The sequence below is a fragment of the Alteromonas mediterranea DE genome, assembly GCF_000020585.3.
GTDB lineage: Bacteria > Pseudomonadota > Gammaproteobacteria > Enterobacterales > Alteromonadaceae > Alteromonas > Alteromonas mediterranea.
The window spans coordinates 250,357-275,945 of the sequence record NC_011138.3 but is presented as its reverse complement, the minus strand read 5'-3'; the positions used below and the strand labels follow the sequence as shown (position 1 = coordinate 275,945).

19 protein-coding genes are annotated in these 25,589 nt (G+C 45.4%); 5 read left to right on the top strand and 14 right to left on the bottom strand.

The annotated features are described in order from the left end of the window. Positions 1–2 precede the first annotated feature (2 nt). The 13 genes from MADE_RS01225 to MADE_RS01165 form a co-directional block, all read right to left on the bottom strand. Positions 3–1,238 carry a type II secretion system F family protein gene (locus MADE_RS01225; RefSeq protein ID WP_012516773.1) on the bottom strand — a complete coding sequence of 412 codons (1,236 nt, stop codon included), beginning with the start codon at positions 1,236–1,238 and terminating at the stop codon, positions 3–5. Next, positions 1,238–2,950, bottom strand: coding sequence for a GspE/PulE family protein (locus MADE_RS01220; protein WP_012516772.1), 1,713 nt, complete (start codon positions 2,948–2,950; stop codon positions 1,238–1,240). Before MADE_RS01220 ends, MADE_RS01225 begins: the two co-directional genes overlap by 1 nt. Then, on the bottom strand, positions 2,950–4,206 hold the full coding sequence (locus MADE_RS01215) for a tetratricopeptide repeat protein (protein WP_012516771.1): 1,257 nt from the start codon (positions 4,204–4,206) through the stop codon (positions 2,950–2,952). Before MADE_RS01215 ends, MADE_RS01220 begins: the two co-directional genes overlap by 1 nt. Beyond that, positions 4,203–5,105, bottom strand: coding sequence for an ExeA family protein (locus tag MADE_RS01210; protein WP_012516770.1), 903 nt, complete (start codon positions 5,103–5,105; stop codon positions 4,203–4,205). Before MADE_RS01210 ends, MADE_RS01215 begins: the two co-directional genes overlap by 4 nt. A gap of 2 nt (positions 5,106–5,107) precedes the next feature. Further along, a complete protein-coding gene (gene mshL, locus MADE_RS01205) occupies positions 5,108–6,856 on the bottom strand; it encodes a pilus (MSHA type) biogenesis protein MshL (RefSeq protein WP_012516769.1) in 1,749 nt (582 codons plus the stop codon). Next, positions 6,840–7,169 carry an agglutinin biogenesis protein MshK gene (locus MADE_RS01200; RefSeq protein WP_012516768.1) on the bottom strand — a complete coding sequence of 110 codons (330 nt, stop codon included), beginning with the start codon at positions 7,167–7,169 and terminating at the stop codon, positions 6,840–6,842. Before MADE_RS01200 ends, mshL begins: the two co-directional genes overlap by 17 nt. A gap of 6 nt (positions 7,170–7,175) precedes the next feature. Further along, positions 7,176–7,823: a type II secretion system protein M gene (locus tag MADE_RS01195; protein ID WP_012516767.1), complete on the bottom strand. Its 648-nt coding sequence runs from the start codon at positions 7,821–7,823 to the stop codon at positions 7,176–7,178. Further along, positions 7,798–8,424, bottom strand: coding sequence for a PilN domain-containing protein (locus tag MADE_RS01190; RefSeq protein WP_012516766.1), 627 nt, complete (start codon positions 8,422–8,424; stop codon positions 7,798–7,800). Before MADE_RS01190 ends, MADE_RS01195 begins: the two co-directional genes overlap by 26 nt. Further along, a complete protein-coding gene (locus MADE_RS01185) occupies positions 8,421–9,335 on the bottom strand; it encodes a hypothetical protein (protein WP_012516765.1) in 915 nt (304 codons plus the stop codon). The genes MADE_RS01190 and MADE_RS01185 overlap by 4 nt, the downstream gene beginning before the upstream one ends. 166 nt (positions 9,336–9,501) lie before the next feature. Further along, a complete protein-coding gene (locus MADE_RS01180; protein WP_012516764.1) occupies positions 9,502–10,005 on the bottom strand; it encodes a hypothetical protein in 504 nt (167 codons plus the stop codon). Positions 10,006–10,127: 122 nt separating this feature from the next. Beyond that, complete coding sequence (locus tag MADE_RS01175; protein ID WP_012516763.1) at positions 10,128–10,712, bottom strand: phosphoglycerate mutase family protein; 585 nt, start codon at positions 10,710–10,712, stop codon at positions 10,128–10,130. Positions 10,713–10,856: 144 nt separating this feature from the next. Further along, on the bottom strand, positions 10,857–12,395 hold the full coding sequence (gene glpD, locus MADE_RS01170) for a glycerol-3-phosphate dehydrogenase (RefSeq protein ID WP_012516762.1): 1,539 nt from the start codon (positions 12,393–12,395) through the stop codon (positions 10,857–10,859). A 263-nt stretch (positions 12,396–12,658) separates the two neighbouring features. Beyond that, positions 12,659–13,417, bottom strand: coding sequence for a DeoR/GlpR family transcriptional regulator (locus MADE_RS01165; RefSeq protein WP_012516761.1), 759 nt, complete (start codon positions 13,415–13,417; stop codon positions 12,659–12,661). A gap of 161 nt (positions 13,418–13,578) precedes the next feature. On the opposite strand from MADE_RS01165, the gene glpK reads away from it, so the two are divergent. The 5 genes from glpK to MADE_RS01135 all read left to right on the top strand — a co-directional run bounded on the left by glpK (position 13,579) and on the right by MADE_RS01135 (position 24,247). Further along, complete coding sequence (gene glpK, locus MADE_RS01160; RefSeq protein WP_012516760.1) at positions 13,579–15,063, top strand: glycerol kinase GlpK; 1,485 nt, start codon at positions 13,579–13,581, stop codon at positions 15,061–15,063. Between the two features lie 445 nt (positions 15,064–15,508). After that, positions 15,509–18,166: a TonB-dependent receptor gene (locus MADE_RS01155; protein WP_012516758.1), complete on the top strand. Its 2,658-nt coding sequence runs from the start codon at positions 15,509–15,511 to the stop codon at positions 18,164–18,166. A gap of 168 nt (positions 18,167–18,334) precedes the next feature. Beyond that, entirely contained in the window at positions 18,335–20,626 is a 2,292-nt protein-coding gene (locus tag MADE_RS01145; protein WP_012516757.1) for a glycoside hydrolase family 2 TIM barrel-domain containing protein, read from the top strand. A 10-nt stretch (positions 20,627–20,636) separates the two neighbouring features. Further along, positions 20,637–21,653, top strand: a complete 1,017-nt coding sequence (galE, locus tag MADE_RS01140; protein WP_012516756.1) for a UDP-glucose 4-epimerase GalE — start codon at positions 20,637–20,639, stop codon at positions 21,651–21,653. A gap of 17 nt (positions 21,654–21,670) precedes the next feature. Continuing rightward, on the top strand, positions 21,671–24,247 hold the full coding sequence (locus MADE_RS01135) for a CIA30 family protein (RefSeq protein WP_012516755.1): 2,577 nt from the start codon (positions 21,671–21,673) through the stop codon (positions 24,245–24,247). Positions 24,248–24,463: 216 nt separating this feature from the next. Here MADE_RS01135 and MADE_RS01130 read toward each other — a convergent pair whose 3' ends face one another. Then, complete coding sequence (locus MADE_RS01130) at positions 24,464–25,417, bottom strand: hypothetical protein (protein ID WP_023559479.1); 954 nt, start codon at positions 25,415–25,417, stop codon at positions 24,464–24,466. Positions 25,418–25,589: the final 172 nt, after the last annotated feature.

The following is a 25,589-nucleotide window of genomic DNA, read 5'->3' as shown; positions in this document are numbered from 1 at the left end:
ACTTAGCCGCCTTTTACCGCCGACATCATGTTCCACATAGGTGTAAATATGCCAAGCGCCAGTATCAACACCATTACCGCAACAAACCCTATCAATATAGGCTCTATCTTGGCCGTTAAACTTTTCAGGTCGAAGTCGACCTCGCGTTCATAATAATCGGCGCTTTCTTCTAAAAGCTGCTCTAAACGCCCCGTTTCCTCGCCCACTGCAATCATCTGTAATACAAGTGTAGAAAACAGTTCGCTATTTTTCGAAACGCGTAACAAACTATCGCCTTTTTCTATGCCTTGACGCATTGTTTTAATCCGCATCTGCATGTGAGCGTTATCAACGGCATCGGCGGTTAATGACAGCCCAGCGGTTAACGGCACACCTGCACGCAAGATCATTGAAAAACTTCGGCTATATCTTGCTAATAATGATCGCTCAATAATGCTGCCTACAACAGGCAACTTTAGTTTAAATTTGTCCCATTTGAGTCGTCCATTAGTCGAGTTAACGTATTGTTTAACAGAGATAATTGTTGCGATTAATACGATTAAAATTAGCCACCAATAGTTAACGAAAAAGTTTGAGGTTCCGATTAATACGCGGGTCATTATGGGAAGCTCGGTGTCAAAGCGCTCAAACATTTGCGTAAATACAGGCACTACAAACAGGTTTAAAATAAACATAGCGATGGCAAGTGCGATTAACACGAAGGTGGGATAACGCAATGCAGACTGTATGCGCTTTCGGGTTTCTTGCTCGCGTTCGAAATACAGTGCCAGCTGCAAAAATACATCGTCTAGTTTACCCGTGTTCTCGCCCACAACCACCACTGAGATGGTTAAGCGTGTAAACACTTTTTCGTACTTAACCATAGCCGAAGATAAGCTTCGTCCTTGCTCTAGCTGATCGGCAATATCTTTAAGAATTTCTTGGAAGCGTTTGTGAGAGGCATTCTCACTTAGCCCTTTTATAGCCCGAATGATAGGAATACCCGCTTTCAGCAACGAATACATTTGGCGAGAAAAGATGATCATTTCATCTAACCCTACCTTTTGCTCCAACAAGCTCCCTATATCAAATCCACTACTGTTGTTCGTACCCGATACTTTTTTTGTTTCTTCAATCGAGATGGGTACAATGTTTTGCGACAGTAAGGCTTGCGCCGCGGCTTGCGCTGACGCAGCTTCAATTATGCCTTTTAAAGGCCCGCCCTGTGCCGACTTACCCGCGTAACTAAACTGAGGCATTAGTGGTTCACAACCTCTGGTACAAACTCAGCCACTTTGAAAACTTCGTCTAAAGAAGTTTTGCCTTCTGCCGCATAATCTAGCGCCATATGAGACAGCGGAACAAAGTCTTTGTTTGCCTTTGTTGCATCAACAAAACCCTGCGTATTGTCGTCGCGCAGCGCTTCCATCATGTCTTCATTCATTTCTAAAAACTCAAAGACACCAATACGTCCTTTGTAACCGGTATGATTACAGCTGTTACAGCCTCGCCCCTTGTAAAAACTAGCGTTTGTAAGTTCAGGTTTTAAAAAGCCAACCCAGGCTTGTTCTTGCGCAGAAGGCGCTTTTTCTTGCTTGCAGTTCTCACACACTCTACGCACAAGTCGCTGTGCTAACACACCACGTAACGACGTAGCCACAAGATAGGGCGCCGCTCCCATATCAATAAGACGAATAGCACTGGTTACAGAGTCATTGGTGTGAAGCGTACTCAATACTAAGTGGCCCGTTAACGCGCCTCTTAATCCAATTTCAACGGTTTCTTGGTCACGCATTTCCCCCACCATGATAATGTCGGGGTCTTGACGAAGTGTGGTACGCAAAATAGCCGCGAAGTCTAAGCCGATTTTGCTGTTCACCTGAACTTGATTAATGCGAGGTAAGCGGTATTCAATGGGGTCTTCAGCGGTAATAATTTTCAAATCAGGTTTGTTAAGCTCGCTTAGTGCGCCGTACAAGGTTGTCGTTTTACCTGACCCTGTTGGCCCGGTTACCAATATCATGCCGTGAGGGCGGTTGATAGCGGCGCGAAACTTTTCCGCCATAGCATCGGGCATTCCCGTTTGGTCTAACGTTAACAGGCCCGCAGACTGGTCTAGCAAACGCATCACTACAGCTTCACCATTTGCCACCGGCATGGTGGATACACGCACATCGAGGACGTGGCCTTTTACCTTGATATTGAAGCGGCCGTCTTGCGGTATGCGCTTTTCAGAGATATCTAAGCCCGACATCAGCTTTAATCTAAGTACTAGTGCCGAAGCAATCTTTACTTGGTTTAATGTATTTTCCTGTAACACCCCATCAACACGTTGGCGAATACGAAGAATTTTTTCATCTGGCTCTATATGAATATCTGATGCTCGCACCTGAACCGCATCCTCAAAAATAGAGTGAAGTAGCTTTACTACGGTGGCATCAGAGGTGGTATCGTCTAAGGCAGAGAGTTCAAAGTCGGCTTCATCGGCGTACTCTTCACCTAACTTTTCTGCAAATGACGCTATATCCTGGGTACGACGATAAACGGAATCAAACGCTTCTAACATCTGATTTTCTTGAACTATTGCCAGCTCGATATTGCGCGGCGCTACTAGCGGACCTAACTGATCAAGACCGCCTAAGTCGGTGGGGTCGCTCATACCTAGCAGTACTTCCTCATCATCAGCCTCAAGCACCAGCGCGCGGTAGCGCCTTGCATAGGCTTCAGGAATAAGCTGCGCTTGTTCAGGGTCGATACGGCGTTGTGTAATATCTAAAAATGGAATGTTTAGCTGTTGTGCAAGAAAACGAAGCAGTTGAGGTTCGCTAATGAACCCCAAGTCGATAAGGGTATCACCGAGTTTCCGGCCTGATGAACGCTGAGCCGATAATGCGCTATCAAGCTGTTCGCTGGTAACAATGTTTTCATGGACTAATAAATCGCCAAGGCGCATCTTTAATCGAGGTTGCATTAAGGTTGCTCCTGTAATTCGGTGAGACGCGAGCTAGCATATTTCGCTGACGCAGAAGAAAGACCGCCTATGGCAAGCGCTCTGGAATAAGACGATATTGCTAGCCGCTCGTCTGCTAACGCATCGTAATTAACCCCTAACGCCAGCCACCATTTCGCGTTATTGGGCTGTAGCGATGTCATGGCACTGAATGCCGACACCGCTTGTGCTGGTTTGTTAATGGTCTGGGCTGACGTGCCCTTTATAATTAAGTAATCGGCGCGTCCTTCAGCTAACGCTTTGGCGTCTAAGCTGTCTGGCATAAGGTTTAGCACTTCTTCAAAACGGCTTTCTTGCATCAAAATTTTCGCCATCAATTCCCGCCACATTAAGCTCTGAGGCGAAAGCATCACTCCCTCAGACAGAACTTGCAGCGCTTGTAGGCTATTGTTCTGCCCAAAGTAAAGTGCCGCCAGCTGTTTACGGGCTTCGTCATTTTCAGGGTGGGTAGAAAGTGCCAGGGTGAAGCTTTTCTGCGCTTCACCATACATGCCAAAGTTATAAGCCTTTAAGCCAGCCTCTAAGTGCACTGCACTTTGCTGCTGAGGGGTTTTAGGCGCCACTTCTACCACAGGCGGTCGCGATATTATTTCAGCTGACTTTGTTTCAGTTAACATTGTTTCTGCCGCGCCTGTCTCGGCCGGTGCTGCCTCGTCTGGTGCAGATTCGGCTGGCGTTGCTTTAACTGGTATTGTTTCGATTGGTGTATCTTTCCTACTATCTGAAGCGCCCACTCGGTACTGCGCTTCATCGTCTTCTCGCGTCTCATCAACGCTATTAGTGACGAGCGCCGCCACATCGGTAGGCGAGTTTTGAAGGGCTATATCGTTTTCTGATAAGGGGCTTGACCGCATCCCCTCAAATTCATCATTGGCTTCAAGGCCTGTAGTGCCGGTTTGGCCTTCCGCTTGTTCGTCGGATCCTGCCGATTTACCGGTTTGGGTGAGCCCCGGCACACGCTCGGTTTTTGTTAGCGTTGAATCCGGCGCTTGAGCGGCTGATTTATCTGCCTCTGTACTGCTGACAGTAGTACCGTCATCACGGTTACTAAGCACAGCGCTTAATACAAACCAGCCTAATAAGGCAATAATTGCGATGCCGATGAAAATTTTCGGCCAAAGAGGTCGTTGTGCGAGGTGAACCGTAGGAGGTAAACCAAAGTCTTCGCTTTGATTGCGCTTGTCCAATGACTTTAACGTGTCATTTAAGATACTCATAGGCTAGCCGCCCCGTATACGTGAAGCATACCCAGCGCGGCGACTACGCCAAGCGACAAAATAATAATGCTTTGCCTCGGTACAAGACGGCGCTTGCAATCGTCGGTATCTAATACGGCGCTAACCGTATGCGCCCAGTTCGCTGAAGCTTTACCCTGACCATAAGCGCGAAGAAGGATTTTGTGAGAGACAATATTAACCAGCCTTGGCGTACCTTTAGTAGCCAAAGCAACAAAGGCACGCAAGCCTTTGGAGATTAAGTGTTCGCTCCCCCCTGCCGTGGTCAACCTATGGCCAATGTAATAATCAACCTCAGCAGAAGTCATGGTGCGTAACCTATATGAAAAACTAATACGCTGGCGAATTTGCCTCACTTTTGGGTTATTTAAGTTATCGTCAAGTTCAGGTTGACCAAATAAAACAATTTGAAGCAGCTTGCTTTTTTCCGTTTCGAGATTACTAAACAGCCGAAGCATTTCTAGGGCGTCCCAACTTAGCGACTGTGCTTCATCAATGATCAGCACCGCCTGTCGGCCCTCTTTTTTAAGGGTTAAAAGCTTGGCCTCTATGGCGCTGTGCAAGCCCCGAATATCGCCTGTAGTATCGACATCAATACCGAGCTCTTTTGCAAACGCTAAGCGAAGCTCATCTGGTGATAGGTAAGGGTTGGGTAAATAGCAAGCCACAAATTTGTCAGAAAGGTGGTTGATTAACTTACGGCACAGTAGGGTTTTACCCGTACCAACTTCACCGGTTACTTTGATAAAGCCTTCAGACATACTCAACGCCGACAAAATGACTTTCAACGCTTCATTATGCGGCGCTAGCGCGCAGAAGAAGTCCGTATTCGGGGTAAGCGAAAACGGCATCTCGGTAAAGTGAAAAAAGCCCTGGTACATGGTTAGTTTCTATACCATTGATCAAGTAACGACTGGGTGCGAAGGCGCTGCTTTTCCCAGGTGTCGGGCTGTACTACAGAAGGGCGAATTAATATAACCAATTCGCGCTTACTTTGAGTTTTCGCTTTGTTCTTAAAGGCATTACCAATAAAAGGGATGTCGCCTAATAAAGGCGTTTTAGATTCTTGCTCGCTGGTAACGGTTTCCATTAACCCACCGATAACCACTATCTCTCCATCGCGGGCACGAATTACTGTATCTGACTCGCGAATATTACTTTGTGCAAGGGGCAGTAAAATTTGCTGGTCGCCCACTTGAATCACTTTAGTTTGCTCTGCCGTTTCCGTCACTGACGGATGAACGTGCAGGATGACCGAGCCGCTTCTATCTATTTGCGGTGTTACATCAAGTGCGATACCTGAAAAGAAAGGGGTAAGCTCAATATCGTTTTCGTTCTCAGTACTCGTTGTGCTCTGATCTTCGCTGGTAGAAACGTCAGTAACAAAATACTCATCTTGCCCTACTTTAATCACTGCTTTTTGGTTGTTTGTTACCGTGACCCTAGGGTTGCTCAACATCTGCACATCACCCTGGGTTTGCAGCATGTTTATAACACCGTCGAAGTCACCACGGGAAATACGCAACGTAGAGACCCCGCCAATATCAGTAGAAATGGTGTTACCAATGGCATTAACTGCATTGATTGCAGGGTCGATGCCTGCAGCGGTGTTCGCGGCGAAATTAGACGCCAGTGCGCCACCGCTAAAACCAAAATTGACGCTGCCAGTTAAACCGCTAGCAATTCGGTCCCAGCGCACGCCTTGTTGATAACCATCATTAAGTGTAACTTCGATAATGCGCGCTTCTAACACCACTTGGCGCTGTAAGCTTTCTTGGCTTTGATTTAAAAAGTCTTTCACTACCGCAATTTCACTTGGCAATGCGCGTATGGTAACAAGCCCCGCCTGCGGAGAAACCACAACTTGGCGACCTTCGGTGGGTGAAACCAGTACTTTAAGCGCTTCTTTTAAATCGCTCCAAAAGTCGTTTTCACTGGTGGTTTGTATGTTAGAGCCATTAAGCTGCTGAATATTGTTGCCACCAAGCCCACCTTGACCGCCAATACCGCCTTGTCCACCTAATGAGTTACCGCTTATATTATTGTTACCGTTGACACCGCCATTATTGCCGCCGTTATTTTGGTCTTGTTCGCTTACGCCACCAGCGATAACGCTAACGTTTGATACACCAAACCGTTTGATCATTAAAAAGTTAACCGGAATAGACTCTGTTTTTAATTGAGACGGCATAACTTGAATAACCTTGCCTTCTAAGAAGACATCTAGCGGATACATTCTCGAAATAATGGTTAATACATCGTCAAGGGCAACCTCTTTTAGCGTTAGGCTAATTTGACCAGATACCGCAGGGTGAACCGCTACGCTGTAGGGTGTATCTTCCACTAACGCATCAAAGAAGGGGCGCACGTCTACGTTATTCGCTGACACTGCAAAGGTCTTTTGCGATGTTGGTGCTGGAAGCGCTTGATAACGAGCAACTTCCGACAACAATTCCTGATTAAGCTGAGGTGGAGGCGTTGGCACACCGGTGGGCTTATTTTGCGAGCGGTTTAACTCGTCACGTATATGAGGTTTCACTTCCTCGCCAACACCGTAAGTTTGACAACCACTTACTACAAGCGCCGCTGTCAAAAAAAATGCGTGTAAAGTGAGACTACTTTTTAATTTCATATGCATACATTCTTAGTGTCTGTTGCTGACGTCCGTCAGTGATAACCACATTTTTAGGATTAATTTTCGAAATGGTGTACTCGTCAAGCGTGTCGCCAACTCGGTAGGACTTTCCCGAAATAATGGCGCTATAGCCTGTACTGCGTTTAAAAATAGATTGAAGCGTTAACTCGCCCGCAATGGTATTTTTATCGCCAGGCATAGAAGCCTTTGAAACCGCCGGTTTGGTTGGGTCTACCGCCCCTGATGCGGTTGGCAGGGTCACACTGACTATCGCTAACGCTGTAACTACAATTTTAAATAGCTTCACCATAACTCCTTACAGCGAAATAAAGGTTTCGTTATTGCTAACCGTTGCCAGACCAAGCGCCAATGTAGCGTTTGGGTATTGTGCAACGTGGTAAGCAAAGTCAGTTACTATCACCTTTTCTGGCGACGCTTGAAGACGCGCTAAATAGCCGCGTAGGTCAAAATAACTACCTTCAATAATTAAGCGCATGTTATGACGATAAAACGGCGTGCTTTGCGACTCTCCCTCGCCAAAGCGAACGATTTGAGTAGGCTCAACGTTGAAATTAACCAAACGCACGTTGTTTTCTTCGTTTAATAGCGTCATCAGTAATTCCGGCATTCTGTCTGCTGCCACGAACCCTTCGTTCAATGAAAGTAGCTCTTCATCTATCGCAAGTAAGGCTTTTCTTGCGCTATCCAGCTCTTGCTGGGTGCGCTGCGTGTAATCGATAGAAAGCGCCTGTTGAACGGCATCTCGTTGAATAACCAAGGCGTTGTACTCACTGCTTTTTCTTTTCACTGCTTTGTCGGCTGTTGATAAATCGTCAAGCGCGGGCAAAATACCAAACCAGAAGAACAGATATACGATGAGGCCAAAACTCACCCATAAAATAAGCTGCTTTTCTCTCCCCTCAAGGGCCGAAAACTTTTCAGAGAGTTGTTGGTACTGGCTCATCATCCTCTCCTTCAAAGTCGGTAGAAATTAAAAATTGTTTTACGTTGTCGGTATCTTCCACTTCATCAAATTTCACCGATGAAAAGGCTTTACCTTGAAAAAAAGGAGACTGCTGTAACTTTTTAAGCCACTGGGGTATTGATGAAGGCGCTATTGTTTGCCCAGATAGGCGAATTTTCTGCGTATCTATATCAATGCGGGTTAACCATAGGTTTTGGTTGTGATAGTTCGCTAAATCATCCATCACTTCACCGTATTTTGTTGCATCGAAGGAAAGCTCTCCACTTTCAAGGTACGCCAGTAACTGCTTTCTGTTTTCTATTTTCGTATTTACCCGCGCTAACTGCTGCTGTAAGTTTTTGGTATCTCGTTTCTTCTCAAGTGCAGCGGTTAACGCTTTTATTTCGTCATTTATTTGACTCACCGCCGCCGTCTGGTGCTTTAGCGTTTCCTGCTTGCCACTTAAAGTTACGTTGAGCAAAACCACAGCTGTAAGCATTACGGCAAAGGCAACGCCATTAACCCAAAGTACTTTTGCGAGGGGGAGTCGCTCTTTTTGAGGCTGCAGTGATGGGTGGTAAAGGTTTATCGTTCTTTTCAATGCGCTTCCCTCGCTGCAACAAGGGCACTAGCCAGCGCAAAGTGACACGAAGGGTCAACCACATCAGACAAATCAAGTTCAGGCGAAAATACATTCATCGCTGCCGGTTGAAACGGTTTTAAGCGCTCTATCACTGGCATACAATCAAACTGTGTTTTAAATAGGATTTCTTTCAAAGGCGGCTGCTTCAACTGAGACTCATAAAAGTCCATTGAACGCTGAATTTCTAAGCCAAGTGTATCGCTTAGCTGTGACAGGTCTGCGTTACCGTTTGCCTTATTTACAAACCCTCGTAGACGTCGCGATAACCATATTGCACGAGAGCGGACGATCATCAAAAACGGTTCGCTGTTAGATTCTTGTATTATGAGTAAGCGTGCATAGTCGTCGTCGGGCACCATTTCAGTCGCTAACACTTCTTTGGTGTGAATATGGGTTAAGGTTTGCCCTTTCTTCTTAGACATACTCTCGACTACTGCTGAAAGCGAAGATTTTTCCGCAGCGAATACATCTATCTTTTTTGCACCAGTACGGGTTTGAACAGGGTAATCAATATAGTCTAAAACAATGTTGCTCGCGTCATAAGGGACAAGATCACCCAAAGTCCACGGTAACGCGGTGGTAATATCTTCTTCTGGTACATCTGGTTTTTCTACCTGCACCATGTGATACATATCTTGGGAAAGTACGACAGATACGCGACAGGGCGCTTTTTCAAATGCCGTTAATGCATCATTGACCTGTTTATCAAGCGATTGACGTGGGTCAAAGGGTACAGACGAAACTGAACTAAGCGACACAGTGCTATTATCATAATCGATGGCAACAACATGCAGCTCAGCGGCACTCACCGATACCCCTACTGTGAGCGTTGTTTTGTTTGTTTGCGAAGAGAATAAGCCCGTTAGCATATGTCTACTTAGTTCGTTAATATCCAGTAGTATCTTATAATCGACAATACCTTAACGCGCCAATCAGTTACATGGCACTAACACAAAAGTAGACTAATTATCTAAGTAGAACAAACACCTACATAAGTATAAATTTATATTAATAGACTCAGTTTACGGTATGTAATTATTCATTTAGATTCGTTACTGAACCCGTTGCAGGGTAGTAATCAAAATGAGCGCCTCGACTTAGGCTATAGCGGCACCAGTAATTGTCTTCCCCCTCATCGAGTTCAGCATAATACCTTGCATGAACTTTAAAACCGTCGACGCGCAGCGGGCTTGCTACTAGGGATTTCCATATTTTTTCGCAACCAGGGTCGGATAAGTCTGCAGTAGGCCAACCCTCGTGATTCATTCGAACGGGTTTTCGGTTGACCTCATTGCCCTTTTCATCGTAATGGATAAGCATAATCATGGTGGTAGGTTGACGTACTCGCCACTGCCAGTGGGAAGAAACAACGTGACGTTTGAAGGTATCTAACTGAGTGGCAAAGGCTGTCGTTGTGGTATCTTCTTCCCCCGTGTGCAAAACGTTAACAGCAACACCTAAAGATATTGCAAACAAGATGGCCACTGCGGCTTTAATAAGATTTGCGGTGGAAGATATTTTTTCTTTGTTTTTTTTCACCGATGTTCCCTCTGCCTTTACTTATATTAGATAGCGCTATACACACTGCCTCGCTATTCTATCGGCATTCTGAAGGAAATATAAAGTACGGTATAAACAATCCTTAAATGAAAGTCGTCTGTCTATGCATTCGCATTAGTGGCCTCTGCTTTCTGCAAGACAGTCACACCCCAGAAATCGCGATCTTTTTGCTTAAGCTCCCATCCGTTTTTTATTAAAAATTTCCCTGCGTAATAGTTAGTCATACCATGCCCGAAAAGCACGATTCTTTGATGTGTTTCACTCAATTTTTCAACATGGCAAACAAGCTTTTTCACTCTTTGCTTAGCAAACTTAAAGCTTTCGAAGCGACCTGTAACCCCTAAAAACCATAGTGCACGGCTTAGTACTACCCAATGCCAACTGCGCAAAGTAAACGGGAGTTTATAATAAGGAATATCCATCTCTTTTAAGTAAGGCAGTTCTTCGTTTACTTCCGTTACGCCGTAATATGCAGCAGAGAGCTTGGCTCTTAACAACGGACTTGTCACGATATAGCTATTTTCAAGAGGTACTGTCTTTTTAGGGTGGCTAGCGGGGTCAAGAAGCGACTTATTATATTGACGAACCCAGTTTGCGTAGCATGCCGAGTTTATCTTTTCATTGTGTGCAGAAAGCGGCTTTCCATGACGAATAAATACCACTTCTCTGATCTGATTGTGAGCCATAACGTCCTTGTTTCTTACACGCGTAAATAATGGTTAGGTTAGAGAGAGACTGGCCTGTTTGCTACCTGACGACCTATTGTCTAAAAAAGCATCAGGCCGTGTAGCCACAAAAGTGGGCTTCACGGCTTTGGTGATTTTAAAAGGTTACGCGCTCGCAGCTGTTACACCAACCGTGTCGGTCGTATCGGCAACTTTACTGGAAATATACTGCGCCAAGACCTCTTGCTGCGTTTTATTTAAACGCAACCCATGCTTGGTTCTTCGCCATAGCACGTCTTCTATTGTGTAAGCCCATTCACAATCGATAAGGTAGTCGACCTCAGCGCGATACATGCCGAAACCAAAATCCTCACCCATTTCTTTTACAGACGTTACGCCTTTTAGAAACTTATAGCACAACAAACCGTACTGGCGGGCGTATCGCTGTGCAATAGATTGTTCTAGCCACGGGAACTCACTAATTAGTTTTGAAACCAGCGAGGCTTGATCTTCAAACGCGCCTCCCGGCAACGGCACTTCTTTCGTCCACGCTTTTTTCGCTTTTGGAAAACAGGTTACGAGTTTATCAACCGCGTGCTCAGCAAGCTTTCGGTATGTCGTTATCTTTCCGCCAAAAATATTAAGTAAGACAGGCTTTCCAGCTTCACCTTTTAATTCAACTTTGTAGTCGCGGGTGAGCTCTTGCGCAGACGCATTTTTTTCCTCTAAAAGAGGGCGCACGCCACTGTATGAATGCACGATATCATTTCGGGTAATCTTTGTTTTAAAGTAGTGGTTAACCACATCGACAAGGTACTCCGTCTCTTCATCTGAAATCGCAGCATCAGACGGATTACCTTTAAAGTCCTCATCTGTCGTGCCAACCAAAGAGAAATCCCCTTCATAAGGGATCACAAACACTATTCGGCCGTCTTTGTTTTGAAGAATATAGGCCTCATCTGTGTCGTATAGCTTAGGTACAATGAAGTGACTACCTTTCACCATTCGCATGGCGTTAGGGTTGTTAACATTTACCAGGCGATCAAGGAAAGAAACAGCCCAAGGGCCTGCCGCATTCACAATCGACTTCGCTTTGACTGTAAACGTTTTCCCTTCAGCGGTTTTAAGTTCTACGCACCACAAATTATCTTGTTTTTCTGCTTTAACACACTCGGTTCGAGTATAAATTTGAGCGCCTTGATCCTGGGCAGCTAACGCGTTAAGTACCACTAGGCGCGCATCATCTACCCAACCGTCAGAATATTCGAAACACGTTGAAATATCGCTAACTAAAGGGCTTTCACTGGTGGTTGAAAGCTTGCGCGAGCGAGGCAACATGTTGCGCTTTGCCAGTGAATCGTACATGAATAGGCCAATTCGAATCATCCAGGCTGGACGTAGATGCTTTTGATGAGGAAGACGAAAACGCAAAGGCCACATGATATGCGGCGCTTTCTTCAACAGTACTTCCCGTTCAGCTAATGCCTCTTTAACCAAACGAAACTCGTAATGCTCTAGGTACCTAAGACCACCGTGGATGAGTTTACTGCTTGAAGATGATGTCGCACCAGCTAAGTCGCCTTTTTCACACAAAGCAACCGACAGCCCTCGGCCCGCTGCATCAAGCGCTACACCCACGCCATTTACACCGCCGCCTACGACTAAAACGTCTAGCGTTTTTTCAGATTGTTTGTTGTGAATCATACGTTACCCCAAATGGTCGTTATATAGTTGGCTATTTGACAACCAAAAAGAAAACATGTCAACACAAAACGAACAGAAACGAACATTTAAGGAAATTAAAGAAAGTTAAGGAAACGAGATTGAACAAGAAAAAACGAGGGTAAAATAGAAGAGGGAGCCTTGTTAAATGACAGGCTATAAAGGAGAACGAACCCGTTTAAACGAATGAAAAAATAAAGCAGTGAAATTATTAGGCTGAGCAGCGCAGTATTAGGTGTAGGTAATCAAGCTTTAACAAAAGCTATATTGTTTTCTTCAATAATGTCACTGATAGCCGGTGGAGGAGTTTTGTCGCAAACAAGGCAGTCTACTTGAGATATATGCCCCTGCTCTACCATAGCCCGACGCTCGAATTTACTATAGTCAGCTGCAAGAATAACGTGTTGGGTGTGTTCCAATATGGCCTGTGAAACTTTTACTTCTCTGAAGTCGAAATCGAGTAATGCGCCATCTGCACTTATTCCCGAAATACCGATAATGCCATAGTCCATACGAAACTGACTGATAAAATCGCACGTAGCCTCACCAATAATTCCGCCATCTCGGTACCGCACTTCACCTGCAGCAATAATGACAGAGAAATCCTCTTTGGCGGAAAGAATAGTAGCAACGTGAATATTGTTCGTTACAACGTGGAGATTTTTATGGTTGAGCAGCTTTGTAGCAATCATCTCTGTGGTTGTACCGATGTTGATAAACAATGAAGCACCATCGGGTATCATTGCCGCCACAGCTTCGGCGATTTTCTCCTTCACTTCACTGTTTTGGGTCTTTCGCTCTTGATAAGGGGTATTTTCCCAACTTCTATTTAACCCCGCCCCGCCGTGGTAACGGCTCACTACGCCACTTTCAGCAAGTTGATTTAAATCTCGTCGAATAGTTTGCGGCGTAACGTCGCAAGCACTAACCAAATCATCAATAGACATGAAACCATGCTGCTTAATAAGGCCAACAATTTTTTCGTGTCTTTGTGTTTGGTTCATTACGAGTCCTGATGAATTTAAAATTATAATTAATTATACGTGCTTAAAGACAAAGTTCCCACGATTAAACGAACATGAAATGTTCGTTTTCGAAAATATAGCATTGTTAAACCCGTGTAAATAATGCAAACTCTACGAAAACTATCTTCAGGAGTGACCTTATGGGACAACATATTCTTGCCATTGACCAAGGCACAACAAGCTCTCGCAGTATTATTTTTTCTCCGAAACGCAGCATTGATGCCATTGCGCAACAAGAGTTCTCTCAAAAATATCCAAAGGACGGCTGGGTGGAGCACGATCCCGAAGAGATTTGGGAAAGCGTTGTATCTACTCTGAAAGAAGTTTTTAACAAATGTAGTGTCGCTCCATCTGACATCGCCGCCATTGGTATTACCAACCAGCGCGAGACAACCTTGGTATGGGATAAACACTCAGGTAAACCCGTATACAATGCAATCGTGTGGCAAGACAGACGCACTGCACAATACTGCCGTGATTTTAGCGAAGACGAGGCGTTTGTTTCTTATATAACCGAAGCAACAGGGCTTTTACTCGACCCTTACTTCTCGGCCACGAAAATCGCATGGATATTAGATAACGTGGAAGGCGCCCGCGAGAAAGCAGAAAACGGCGATCTGCTCTTTGGCACAGTGGATTCATATCTTATTTGGCGTCTAACCGGCGGTGAATCGCATAAAACCGACGCGACTAATGCGTCGCGCACCATGTTATTTGATATTCACAACCAGTGTTGGGATGAAAAGCTATTAAGTAAATTCAATATCCCTGCCTCAATGTTACCTGAAGTTATGGATTGTGCAGCTGACTTCGGCGTTATTAAAGAAGAGATTATTGGTAGGGCCATCCCCATCCAGGGCGTTGCAGGCGACCAGCAAGCCGCATTGGTAGGCCAAGCCTGTTTTGAAAAAGGTATGGCAAAAAGTACCTATGGAACGGGTTGCTTTATGATTTTAAATACCGGCGATGCGCCCCTGCAATCAAAAAACCGCTTACTTACCACGGTAGGTTACCGACTTAATGGCAAAACCACCTATGCATTAGAAGGCAGTATATTTATGGCTGGCGCCACGGTGCAATGGCTTCGCGATGGCTTAAAACTTATCGACGATGCCGCTGAATCAGAAGCACTTGCGCAGCGTGCCAGAGAAGACAATGGCGTGTTTCTAGTACCCGCATTTACTGGCCTGGGCGCGCCTTATTGGGATCCAGACGCGCGTGGCGCAATTTTAGGTTTAACCCGCGACACAGGCATTAGCGAAATCGTTGCAGCGGGACTTCAGTCTGTATGCTATCAGACTAAGGACCTGCAAAAAGCAATGGAAAGCGATGGCGCTCGCCCCACAACTATTCGTGTAGATGGCGGTATGTCGCGTAATGATTGGGTTATGGGCTTTCTTTCAGACATATTGGGCGCTGAAGTAGAGCGCCCTGAGATTACGGAAACCACCGCTCTTGGTGCTGCCTTCTTAGCAGGATTACAGGCTGGTGTCTTCAATTCAATCGACGATTTAACCCATTGTTGGAAGAGTGATAGCGTTTTCACTCCAAGATTGACCAAGCAAGAACGTGATCAAGCCTATGACGGCTGGAAATCGGCTGTTGCCCGCATCCGCTGTAGCTAATTTGTAGCGAGCATCGCATTAGAGCGTCCCTGAAAACCAAATAGGACTCTCCTGTTTGGCACAAAGGAAAACGATAAACCCTAATATTTATTATTAGGGCATTATCGTTTTCCTTCCTCCCATACCGCACCGTTCTACAAACAACTTGAAAGCTCTGTATTTAAGTAAAATCTCTGCATTCAAAAAGTTATTGTAGAGCCCTAAAAATCTAGCGTGCAGCGCTCAAACTCACCTCGACAGCATTCTTTGTTTTCAGCCTACTATTTATTACCGTCTATAAAACATTCAATTTCTCTGAATATTTTTATGGTAAACGTTTACCCAAATATGTTATAAAGTTGTTACTGTTTATGGTAGCCATCCCTACAAACGCCTACCAAGACGCTAAAAACACACTCGACACGACTCAAGACACTATTAAAAAATTTACCTTGGGGGTAATAGAATGAAGACACAATTCAAGTTAGGTTTGACTGCACTTGCGGTAGCGCAATGCTTAAATATCAGCATTGCTTCAGCACAAGAAGCGGCCGATGTTGATAAACAAGTTGATATCAGCGAAACCGAAGTTATCACTGTCCGTGGTTTCGGTAGCACATTAACCCGTTCACTACAGCATAAGAAGTTAGCTGATTCGACGGTAGAAATTATCTCCACGGATGACCTGGGACAACTTCCCGATGTGACAATCACTGATGCCCTCGCGCGCTTACCGGGTATTGCAGCAGACCGTGATCGCGGAAACGCGAGTCAGATTTCTATTCGAGGTATGGGGCCGCGCCTTAACCTTGCAACCATGAATGGCCGAGAAATTGTTAGCGGTGAACCAAGTCGTAGTGTTCGTTATGAACAATTCCCTGCGGAGCTTATTAGCTCAGTTGAAGTATTTAAAAGCCCTTTAGCAAGTAATATTGAAGGGGGTATCTCTGGCCTAGTTAACATGCAGTTCGTTGAACCCTTGACCAAAGATGAAAGGGCCGTCAACATCAGCGGGCACTTGATGAGTTACCCTTTAGCTGACGATATTCCCACAGCCGACTCCCAAGGTTATCGCGCTAATTTCAGTTATATCGACCCTATTTCAGATACATTTGGTATTGCGTTTGGCGTTGCCGTTCAAGACCAACCCTCGCTACAAAAAGATGTTACCTCGTGGGAATACAACAATGTTCCGGCTGATCAGGGTGATGTTAATGGTAATGGCATCCCTGAAGCGGCCCCTTGGGGAGCACAGACGGCTACGAAAGGCGGTGACAACCAGAGAATTGGTGCAATGACGGTACTTCAATGGCTACCAAATGAAAGTTTAGAGCTAAAGTATGACCTCTTTTATTCCAAATTTGATATTGAAGAACGAGAAGACCAAATCTGGTTCGACGGCTGGGGTAACTGGGGTGGCTTAAATAACTGGAACGTTGCAAATGCCAGTAACCCACCGCAAATCATTACTAAACCCGATGGTTCAGAACAAATTGTTGCAGGTGGAATGTTGTGGGGCGGTAGCCACACTGCAAATAATTCTACTTGGTTCCAAGAAAACGAACTTGTCAGTACAGGCTTAAATGCTGAATGGTTAGGTGACGTTTGGAAGGTAAATGCGGACATTGGCTATTCAGAAGCTTCAATAACTTCTCGCTGGGTGAACATTCAGTCTTGGTATTGGGATGCAGATGCTGATGCAAACGGCATGGACTATAGCTGGGACACTACCGCTGAGCGCTTATCCATTGGCACTGGTTATGACATGAGCGATGTTACGGATTACGGTCTTGATTATATGCAGGTGGACAACGACCGCCTGTTAGAAGATGAAATGATCACTGCCAAGCTTGATTTCTCTCGACCTATCGAGTGGGGAATTATTGATGCAATGAGCTTCGGCGGGCGTTGGACAGATAGAGAAAAAGACAATGATGTGGTTAGCTGGCAACAAAGTGTAGCCAATAGCAGTGCCAATGTAGACGCCTTTACTTACGAGCTTGGTGAAGGCTATGGCGTCCCTGCGCTTTACAGCATAAAAAATTGGTCAGAAGTAGCGCAGGAAGCGTTTGGCGGGATAGATAACCGCAACCAGCATACCCAGACTAATGCCGATATACTTAATAGCTGGAATGTTCAAGAAACTAATACTGCATTGTACGTTCAGTTTAATCTGTTAGGTGAAATTGGCGGTATCTCGTACACAGGTAATGTAGGTGTGCGCTACATCAATACCGAATCTACTTCAACAGGTTTCCAGCAAGCTGACGGGGGAGAGCTAACTGCGGTATCGATTGACCATGACTACAGTGAGGTGCTGCCTGCGCTAAACTTACGTTTTGACATTACGGACGATTCGCAAATTCGCTTTGGACTTTCACGTGCTATATCTCGTCCGCCACTCATTGAAATGCGTACAGGCTTACAAATTAATACATCTTCTACAGTTAACTCTGCTTCTGGCGGTAACCCTCAGCTAAATCCGTTCATCGCGGATCAAGTTGACCTGGGCTATGAATATTTCTTTGCTGAAGATGCTGCTCTTACCGTGTCACTCTTCTTCAAAGACCTAAAGAGTCATGTAGGTGCTGCTACAGATACTCTTAATATCAATGGTGAGAGTTACCAATTTACCGGCCCAGTGAACGGTGATGGTGGCCAGATTCGCGGCGTTGAAGTGATGTATCAGCAAGCGTTTAACATGTTGCCAGAACCTTTTGATGGCTTGGGGATTTATACCAACTACAGCTATACAGATACGAATGTGACTGAGTTTGAGCCTGAAAACAACCCATTGACTATGGGGGGCTTATCTAAAAATGTAGGTAGTTTAACCCTTTGGTATTACAAAGCAGGTATTGATGCGAAGGTGTCATATAACTACCGCAGTGCATACACTAGCGTAGGTAGCTGGGACCCAGGTGCCGTTTTCACTATAGATGACGAAGCCACGGTTGATGCCAGCATTGCCTACGAAGTGACCGAAAACTTCAAAGTAATGTTACAAGGGCAGAACCTAACGAATGAAGCGTCTACGTCATACTTTGACAACGACCCTACCCGACCACGTCAATACGCTGAATGGGGACGCCGTTACTTGTTAGGCTTCCAATACGCGATGTAAATGTGTTGTATCGGCACTGCTCTTTCAAATAAGGGCAGTGCCTTTTTGCGTTTAAGCCAACTAGGCTTGTCTATTTTTGATTTCATCCAGGCTAGAGCAATGACTTCTATTTCCCGATTTAGCTTTTTACTCTTTTGTCTGTTGTGGTTAGGCGCGTGCCAGCCCTTCATGTCTTCTTCTAATCCACCGCATTCTTCATCGCCTTTTCTAAGTGAAGTAGTTCCTTTCAATCAAGACTGGCAGTTTAAGAAGGCGGATGAGGCGCTTACGCCTGAGCAAATAACCCAAGCATGGGAAAACATTGCTCTTCCACATACTCCCCGGTTAGAGCCTGAAGTGGTAAACGACCAATGGCAAGGTGTTGCCTGGTATCAAAAATCGTTTTCAGTGCCGGCAGAATGGCTTGAGCAAGCGGTGTTGATTCGTTTTGAGGGCGCAATGAATGCTACAGAAGTTTGGCTTAATGATGAGAAAGTGGGTACTCACTTAGGTGGATATCTGCCGTTTACTCTCGATTTAAGCCCTTACCTCGTGTTAGGAAGGAATACCCTCCGCGTTCGTTTAGATAACCGTGACAATGACGTGACTGGCCCGAAGCCACTTACATTGCTTGATTTTAATACCTACGGTGGCTTATATCGCGATGTTAATCTTCTGGTAAAAAACACCTTGATGATTACTGATGAGATGCACGCTAACGAAGTAGCCGGTGGCGGTGTTTTTGTAACCTTCCCTTTTGTAGATAAAGTGAAATCTGAAGTAAACATTAAAACGCATGTAGCTAACACCAGCGGCGAAGAAAAAACGTTTACCCTTACCCAAACTTTGTCATTTGATGGAAGTGAAGTTCATGAGGTAAGCCAACAATACACCCTGCCGGCAGGTGAAAAGCGTCATTTTAATCAGTTAATTACAGTAGCTGAACCTGCCTTATGGTCTCCTCAGCACCCCAACTTATACACACTGGACACTGTATTGTCGCATGGCGATACAACTATAGAACATCAATCGCGAAACATCGGTATTCGCTCTTTTGTCTTCAATGATAAAAATGAGCTACTGATAAACGGTGAAAAAACCTTTCTTCGCGGTGTCAACCGCCACCAGGAATATCCGTTTGTCGGCTACGCAACCTCTGCTCAGGCTGATTACCGCGATGCCGTAAAAATCAAATCGGCGGGTTTCGACTACGTTCGATTGTCCCACTACCCTCACTCAACAGCATTTATGAAGGCGGCTGACGAACTGGGCTTAGTATTACTGGATGCAATATTGGGTTGGCAATATTACAACCCCACTAAAGAGTTCGAAGCTCATACCTTAAAAGCGTGTGCTGATTTACTACGCCGAGACCGTAATCACGCTAGCGTCATTGCATGGGAGTGCTCATTAAACGAATCAGACATGCCGGGCGAATTTATCGCAGCACTATCTGATACAGTACATGCCGAATACCCTGGCGCCTATTCCGCAGGATGGGAACTAGGCTACGATATTTTTGTACAAGCCCGTCAACACCGACTTCAGCATTACGAAACACCCACAGTCCCTTACATTGTATCTGAGTACGGGGACTGGGAATATTACGCGCAAAACGCGGGTTTAAATCAGGATAGCTGGCAAGATTTGCAGGAAGATGAGCGTACTAGCCGTCAATTACTAAATAGCGGTGAAAAGCGCCTGCTGCAACAGGCAAAGAACCTTCAAGAAGCCCACAATGACAACTTTACCGTACCCGCCTTTGCAGACGGTTACTGGGTAATGTTTGATTATAACCGCGGCTATGCCGATGACATTGAAGCTTCGGGTATCGCCAGTATTTATCGTCAGCCTAAATTCAGCTATTACTTTTTCCAAAGTCAACGGAATGCAGGCGAACACGCCCCGCAATTTGAAAGCGGTCCCATGGTGTATATCGCAAGTAATTGGGATGAAACGTCAAGCACTAATGTGCGCGTTTTCTCAAATGCCGAGCGCGTCGCGCTTTACCTCAACGATCGCTTAATTGCGACGCAAAGCCCCGACACTGATGCTTTGAGTACGCACTTAGCGCATCCTCCCTTTACCTTCTCAATAGATAACTTCGAGCCTGGTACATTGCGTGCTGAAGCGCTAATTAGTGAGAATATTGTCGCTCGTCATAGTGTCACAACGCCAGAGAACGCCACTGCGCTAACGCTACGACTCGACACCTCAGGTATTGCTCCTACTCCCTACGTGAAAGACAAAGTATTTATATACGCACAAATGGTAGATGCTAAGGGCAATCCTGTTCGCACAAATAACATCGAGCTGAATGCTGAAGTTGAAGGCGATATTAAATTATTAAATCAAAGCCCCATTACCACCTCTCAGGGAGAAGGCGCTTTATTAATTGAAATTGGTGAAACACTTAAAAACGCCAAAATCACGGTTACTGCCAAAGGTCTAAAACCTGCAACATTATCACTTGAAAAGTAAGGAAAGACCCATGCATATATTAGTCACCGGTGGTGCTGGCTATATCGGCTCACATACCTGTATCTCGTTAGTTGAAGCAAGCCATTCTGTTGTGGTAATTGACGACTTCTCTAACAGCCACGCCGAAGCACTTAAGCGGGTAGAAGGTATTTGTAATACAGAGATCCCTCATTATGAGGGTGACGTGGGGGATGAAGAGCTGCTCAGACGTGTTTTCTCAGAGCACACCTTTGATGGCGTCATTCACTTCGCCGGCTCAAAAGCAGTGGGGGAATCTGTTGAGAAACCTATGCTTTATTACCGAAACAACGTTACTGCCAGCCAGACTTTAATAGAAACTATGCATCAGGCTGGCGTACATACGTTAGTGTTTAGCTCTTCAGCGACAGTTTACGGCGACCCGCAAACTGTACCTATTGTGGAAGACTTTCCCGTCGGCGCGACCAATCCCTACGGCAGAAGTAAACTCATGGTAGAGCAAATCATACAAGATTTTGCGACTGCCACGGCTCAATTTAACGGTATTATTTTGCGCTACTTTAACCCAGTGGGCGCTCATCCTTGCGGACGGATTGGAGAAGACCCAAGTGGAATCCCAAATAATTTAATGCCTTTTATTGCACAAGTGGCCGTGGGCAAGCGCTCTCATCTGGCCGTATTTGGCGATGACTACCCCACCAATGATGGCACTGGAGTGCGCGACTATATACACGTATGTGACTTAGCGGAAGGGCATGTTCGCGCTTTGGAGCAATTGCATGGAAAACCGGGCAGTCACTGCTTAAATCTAGGAACGGGTAGCGGTGTTTCAGTGCTAGAGATGGTAGACGCCTACGCGAAAGCAAGTGACCGACCTATCCCTTATCAAATTGCTCCCCGTCGCCCCGGCGATGTGGCACAGTGTTACGCCAACTCAAGTCACGCTAAAGAGGTGCTGGGATGGCAAGCCACCCGCACCTTAGAAGACATGGTGAAAGACAGTTGGCGATGGCAGTCGTCTAACCCTAACGGCTATCGCGAAGCCTAACTTGTAGGAAAATTAAGATGTTCTCAAAAATATTCGTAACCTCAATCGTTTTGGCTACTATGGGCTTAACTAGAGCGGGCTTAAGTAGTGCAGTAAGTTTGACCGATACCACGTTACCCCCTACTCCCGTGACAGTAGAAAACGGCCGGTTGTTATGGGACAACGGCGACCCAGTCTACTTGTTTGGTGCCAACTACAGTGCGCCGTTTGCCTATGGATATCGCGCTATCGCTCGGCGTGGAATTGATCACAAAGCCGCGATCGATATAGACGTGGACCATATGACCCGGCTTAAGCTAAATGCTTATCGCATTCACGTATGGGACAAAGCCATCAGCGACAAAGAAGGCAATCTCATCGACAATGAATATCTTGAGTTATTCGATTATTTGATGATGCGCCTTCAAGAGCATGGCATTCGCGCTATCATCACTCCCATTGCATGGTGGGGAACGGGCTATCCCGAACAAGATCCCGCTGAGCCTGGATTTGCAGTGGGCTACAGCAAAAACGATATGAATGAAAAGCCTGCGCTTATTGCCGCCCAGCAGCGCTATCTGACTCAGTTTATGGCGCATAAAAACCGCTACACTGGGCAACCCCTTGGCAGCGACCCTGAAATTATCGCCTTTGAGCTTTTTAATGAGCCCAAACATCGCTTAGCTCCACAAAAGAGTGCGACGTATATCGAAACCTTAATTAAAACGGTTAAAGACGCAGGTGTTACCAAGCCTTTGTTCTATAACATTAGTGAACAAGGTGACCAGAGAGACTTTGCCAAAGCGGTATGTAACACGTCAATAGATGGTATCGCGTATCAGTGGTATCCCACTGGTTTATTAAAATACAGTGCGTTGAATACCAATGTACTGCCTGCGGTTTCAACGTATACCAACCCATTTAGTGATATCAGCGGGTGCAGTGATAAAGCGCGCATGATTTACGAATTTGACGCGGCGGATATCACAAATAGCGTAACGTACCCCGCGATGGCACGCAGCTTTCGCGACGCGGGGTTTCAATGGGCCACTCAGTTTGCTTACGACCCTGCGGTAATTGCAGACAGTAACTCAGACTACAATACTCACTACTTAAATTTATTGTATACGCCAGCGAAAGCAATAAGTTTGATGATTGCCGGTGAAGAGTTTCGTAATTTACCTCAGGACTATGAAGCTCCAGATTACCCGCAGAGTAACCAATTTCATCATACAACACTGGACTACCTCGCTGACTTGGCCGTGTTTGATGATACTAAACAGTTCTATTACACAAACAGCACCACTCGCAGCCCTAAAGATGTTGATAGCCTAACTCACATTGCAGGGGTTGGATCATCTGAGCTGGTTAAATACACGGGCTCCGGTGCATACTTCTTGGATAAACTGGGAGACTCGCAGTGGCGATTAGAGGTATTCCCCGATGTGATCAATCTACAAGACCCACATCAGAACTCTAGTCTTAACCGAGAAGTCAGTCGGTTGTCAGTTAAAGCCAATAGCATGACTCTTTTCCTTCCCGGTCTGGGCGAGCGCTTTGGGGTGACTGGTGTTAACGACGGCAACAACTACCAGTCTCAGGCTTCAGGAGGTAATTTCGTTGTCACGCCTGGGGTATATTGGCTATCACCATCAGAGGCAAAGCCACCAGGTGACATAGACTCGGCCTATTACTTACCGCCAATCAAACCAGGTGAAACCATAGTGACTCACCAACCCCAACGTCAGCGGACTCTTGGTGATACCCTGACCTTTAGTGCGACGGTGCAAAGTGTAACGCCTAATCCCCTCGTTACCTTAAATGTACGTTATGAGGGCCACAGTGACTTCGTTACTTTGCCTATGCAACAAGGAGATAAAGGGGTTTATCAAGTTACACTACCGAATGACAATACGTGGAAACTCTCAGGTAAATTGGAATACGCCTTTACCATTACTGACGGAAATACCACAGTAACTTACCCTGGTAAGCAACGTGGAAAACCGCAGGATTGGGATTTCTCGAATAATGCTTACTATCACACGATATTGCAACCTGCAGGCAGTCCAGTACTTCTCTTTAACCCAAGCGAAGCGAGAGGGACGTTTGTACCACCGCAAAACACGGTGAGCTGGCCGGCCTCTTCGGCGACCACCGATGGCGAAACAGTTACGCTCAAAGTCTTTGACGATAACCTTCAATCTGGTGGGCCATTACTGCGTACGGATCTCCCTAAAAATGCCACTTTGATAGACCGTACCTTGAAAAAATATAACGCTATTGCACTACGCGTTCGTTCATTAGGCAATAGCGACCGGTTGCAATTTGGCGTTATTGCTAACGATGGGCTGGCCTACGGCACTGATTTTACTGTAAGTGACGAATGGAAAACCTTGATTCTTCCTGTTTCGGCCCTAAAACCCACGGCGACCTTATTAACTCGTGCGTACCCTATGTTTATGCCAGTTACCATGGGGCCATTTGACGAGCAACCTCCTTTGGATATTCACCAGATCACAGGGCTTCAATTTATATTACCACCACTCAAACGCGCACCTAAAAACGGTTGGCGTGGCATTGAAGTGGGTAAAGTTGCACTGGTGAAGATGGAATAAGCTAAGTTACCGTAAGCATCTCCTCCATTTCCAACCTCACGCTAAAGTGATGAGTTTGGAAATGGAGTTCGGGATCACCAATTATTCAGGCGCGACGACTGGTAAAAAGGATTGGGTTGGTGTCACGTAAGATAACTTTTTAACTCACCTGATTAGCAAGTGACGCTGAACTATAGATTTTCGTAGAGCTCCAAATGAAGCCGTACTATCGCATGATTAATTGACCATAACTTTACTCCACCTTTCATCGAAAAGTGGTTTAAAAAATAAAGGATATCCATCTGCTGCAAAATTGATGTCTCTAAAAATTTGATTTTGCTTAGGGTTAGACATGATGTCCGTAAATGCATTATCTAAAGCATTAGTGACTATATGCCCTAGCTCACTTTTAGAACAAAGTACGCGTTTTGTTCCTCTTAACTCTTGCGATAGTTCGCTGATTTGATAAACATGAAGCACGTCGAGCTCTTCTTTTGGTAATACTGAAAACTCGCGGTGACCTACATATCCAAAGTCAATTCTGCCACTTTCCAGTAGCTCAATTGTATGCATGCCTAAATCTTTCCCTAAACCATTTAAACGCACCACATTATTCGGTGTAGCCCATTGCTCGACCGTATCGGCATAAACGTTGTTCACTTCGTCGTAAAGCACCGTTCTCAAGTTTTGTCGAAGAAGTGTTCGCAATGAAACGGACTCAAAATAACCCAACATTGGGTTAGCATGCCCGGCGACTAACTTCTTATTCGAGGAGGAATGTAATGCTTTTTTAGCAGCGATCAGTAGCGGTAAGTTAATAGAGGTAGGTTGGGTGAAATATCCCCATTCTACTCGTTCCTTCTGATAGGCAGCCCCATAAAAGCAATAAACTTTTTCAGAAGAATGCGTATTCCGGACTAGCGACCATGCACGCTTCACTGGGTAAACTTCAAACTTATGTTCATAACCATTTAAGTATGTAGAAAGATAGGCCATTACGTCGTAAAGCGGGCCCGCTGTAATGCTGACACCATTGCCTTCAAGTCCAAGCTCTGGTGGGCGTACCCAGGTCACTGTAGGCTTTTGAAAAGTGCATTTTTCACCTTCACATTTTCCACCTGTTTGGGCAAATAACATGCCGCTCTTTAGGGACAACAAAAGAAAAGCCACCACTGTTACTACTACTGACACTGTAAAACCCGATTTTTCTTACATGAGAATCTTAAACGCTCGCTGTTCACGCTTATTTGGTAAACCGCATAGGTGAATACTGAAATCATTTTAAGATAATTGAGAGAAGCTATGGCGGGCATCAATCTCATAATTAAGCGAACTTAGCTCAAAACAAAAAGCCGCTATAAAG

Excerpts from the sequence above, each read along its gene's own strand:
- MADE_RS01225 (WP_012516773.1), bottom strand. The coding sequence starts at position 1,238 with ATGCCTCAGTTTAGTTACGCGGGTAAGTCGGCACAGGGCGGGCCTTTA.
- MADE_RS01220 (WP_012516772.1), bottom strand. The coding sequence starts at position 2,950 with ATGCAACCTCGATTAAAGATGCGCCTTGGCGATTTATTAGTCCATGAA.
- MADE_RS01215 (WP_012516771.1), bottom strand. The coding sequence starts at position 4,206 with ATGAGTATCTTAAATGACACGTTAAAGTCATTGGACAAGCGCAATCAA.
- MADE_RS01210 (WP_012516770.1), bottom strand. The coding sequence starts at position 5,105 with ATGTACCAGGGCTTTTTTCACTTTACCGAGATGCCGTTTTCGCTTACC.
- mshL (WP_012516769.1), bottom strand. The coding sequence starts at position 6,856 with ATGAAATTAAAAAGTAGTCTCACTTTACACGCATTTTTTTTGACAGCG.
- MADE_RS01200 (WP_012516768.1), bottom strand. The coding sequence starts at position 7,169 with ATGGTGAAGCTATTTAAAATTGTAGTTACAGCGTTAGCGATAGTCAGT.
- MADE_RS01195 (WP_012516767.1), bottom strand. The coding sequence starts at position 7,823 with ATGAGCCAGTACCAACAACTCTCTGAAAAGTTTTCGGCCCTTGAGGGG.
- MADE_RS01185 (WP_012516765.1), bottom strand. The coding sequence starts at position 9,335 with ATGCTAACGGGCTTATTCTCTTCGCAAACAAACAAAACAACGCTCACA.
- MADE_RS01175 (WP_012516763.1), bottom strand. The coding sequence starts at position 10,712 with ATGGCTCACAATCAGATCAGAGAAGTGGTATTTATTCGTCATGGAAAG.
- glpD (WP_012516762.1), bottom strand. The coding sequence starts at position 12,395 with ATGATTCACAACAAACAATCTGAAAAAACGCTAGACGTTTTAGTCGTA.
- MADE_RS01165 (WP_012516761.1), bottom strand. The coding sequence starts at position 13,417 with ATGAACCAAACACAAAGACACGAAAAAATTGTTGGCCTTATTAAGCAG.
- glpK (WP_012516760.1), top strand. The coding sequence starts at position 13,579 with ATGGGACAACATATTCTTGCCATTGACCAAGGCACAACAAGCTCTCGC.
- MADE_RS01155 (WP_012516758.1), top strand. The coding sequence starts at position 15,509 with ATGAAGACACAATTCAAGTTAGGTTTGACTGCACTTGCGGTAGCGCAA.
- MADE_RS01145 (WP_012516757.1), top strand. The coding sequence starts at position 18,335 with ATGTCTTCTTCTAATCCACCGCATTCTTCATCGCCTTTTCTAAGTGAA.
- galE (WP_012516756.1), top strand. The coding sequence starts at position 20,637 with ATGCATATATTAGTCACCGGTGGTGCTGGCTATATCGGCTCACATACC.
- MADE_RS01135 (WP_012516755.1), top strand. The coding sequence starts at position 21,671 with ATGTTCTCAAAAATATTCGTAACCTCAATCGTTTTGGCTACTATGGGC.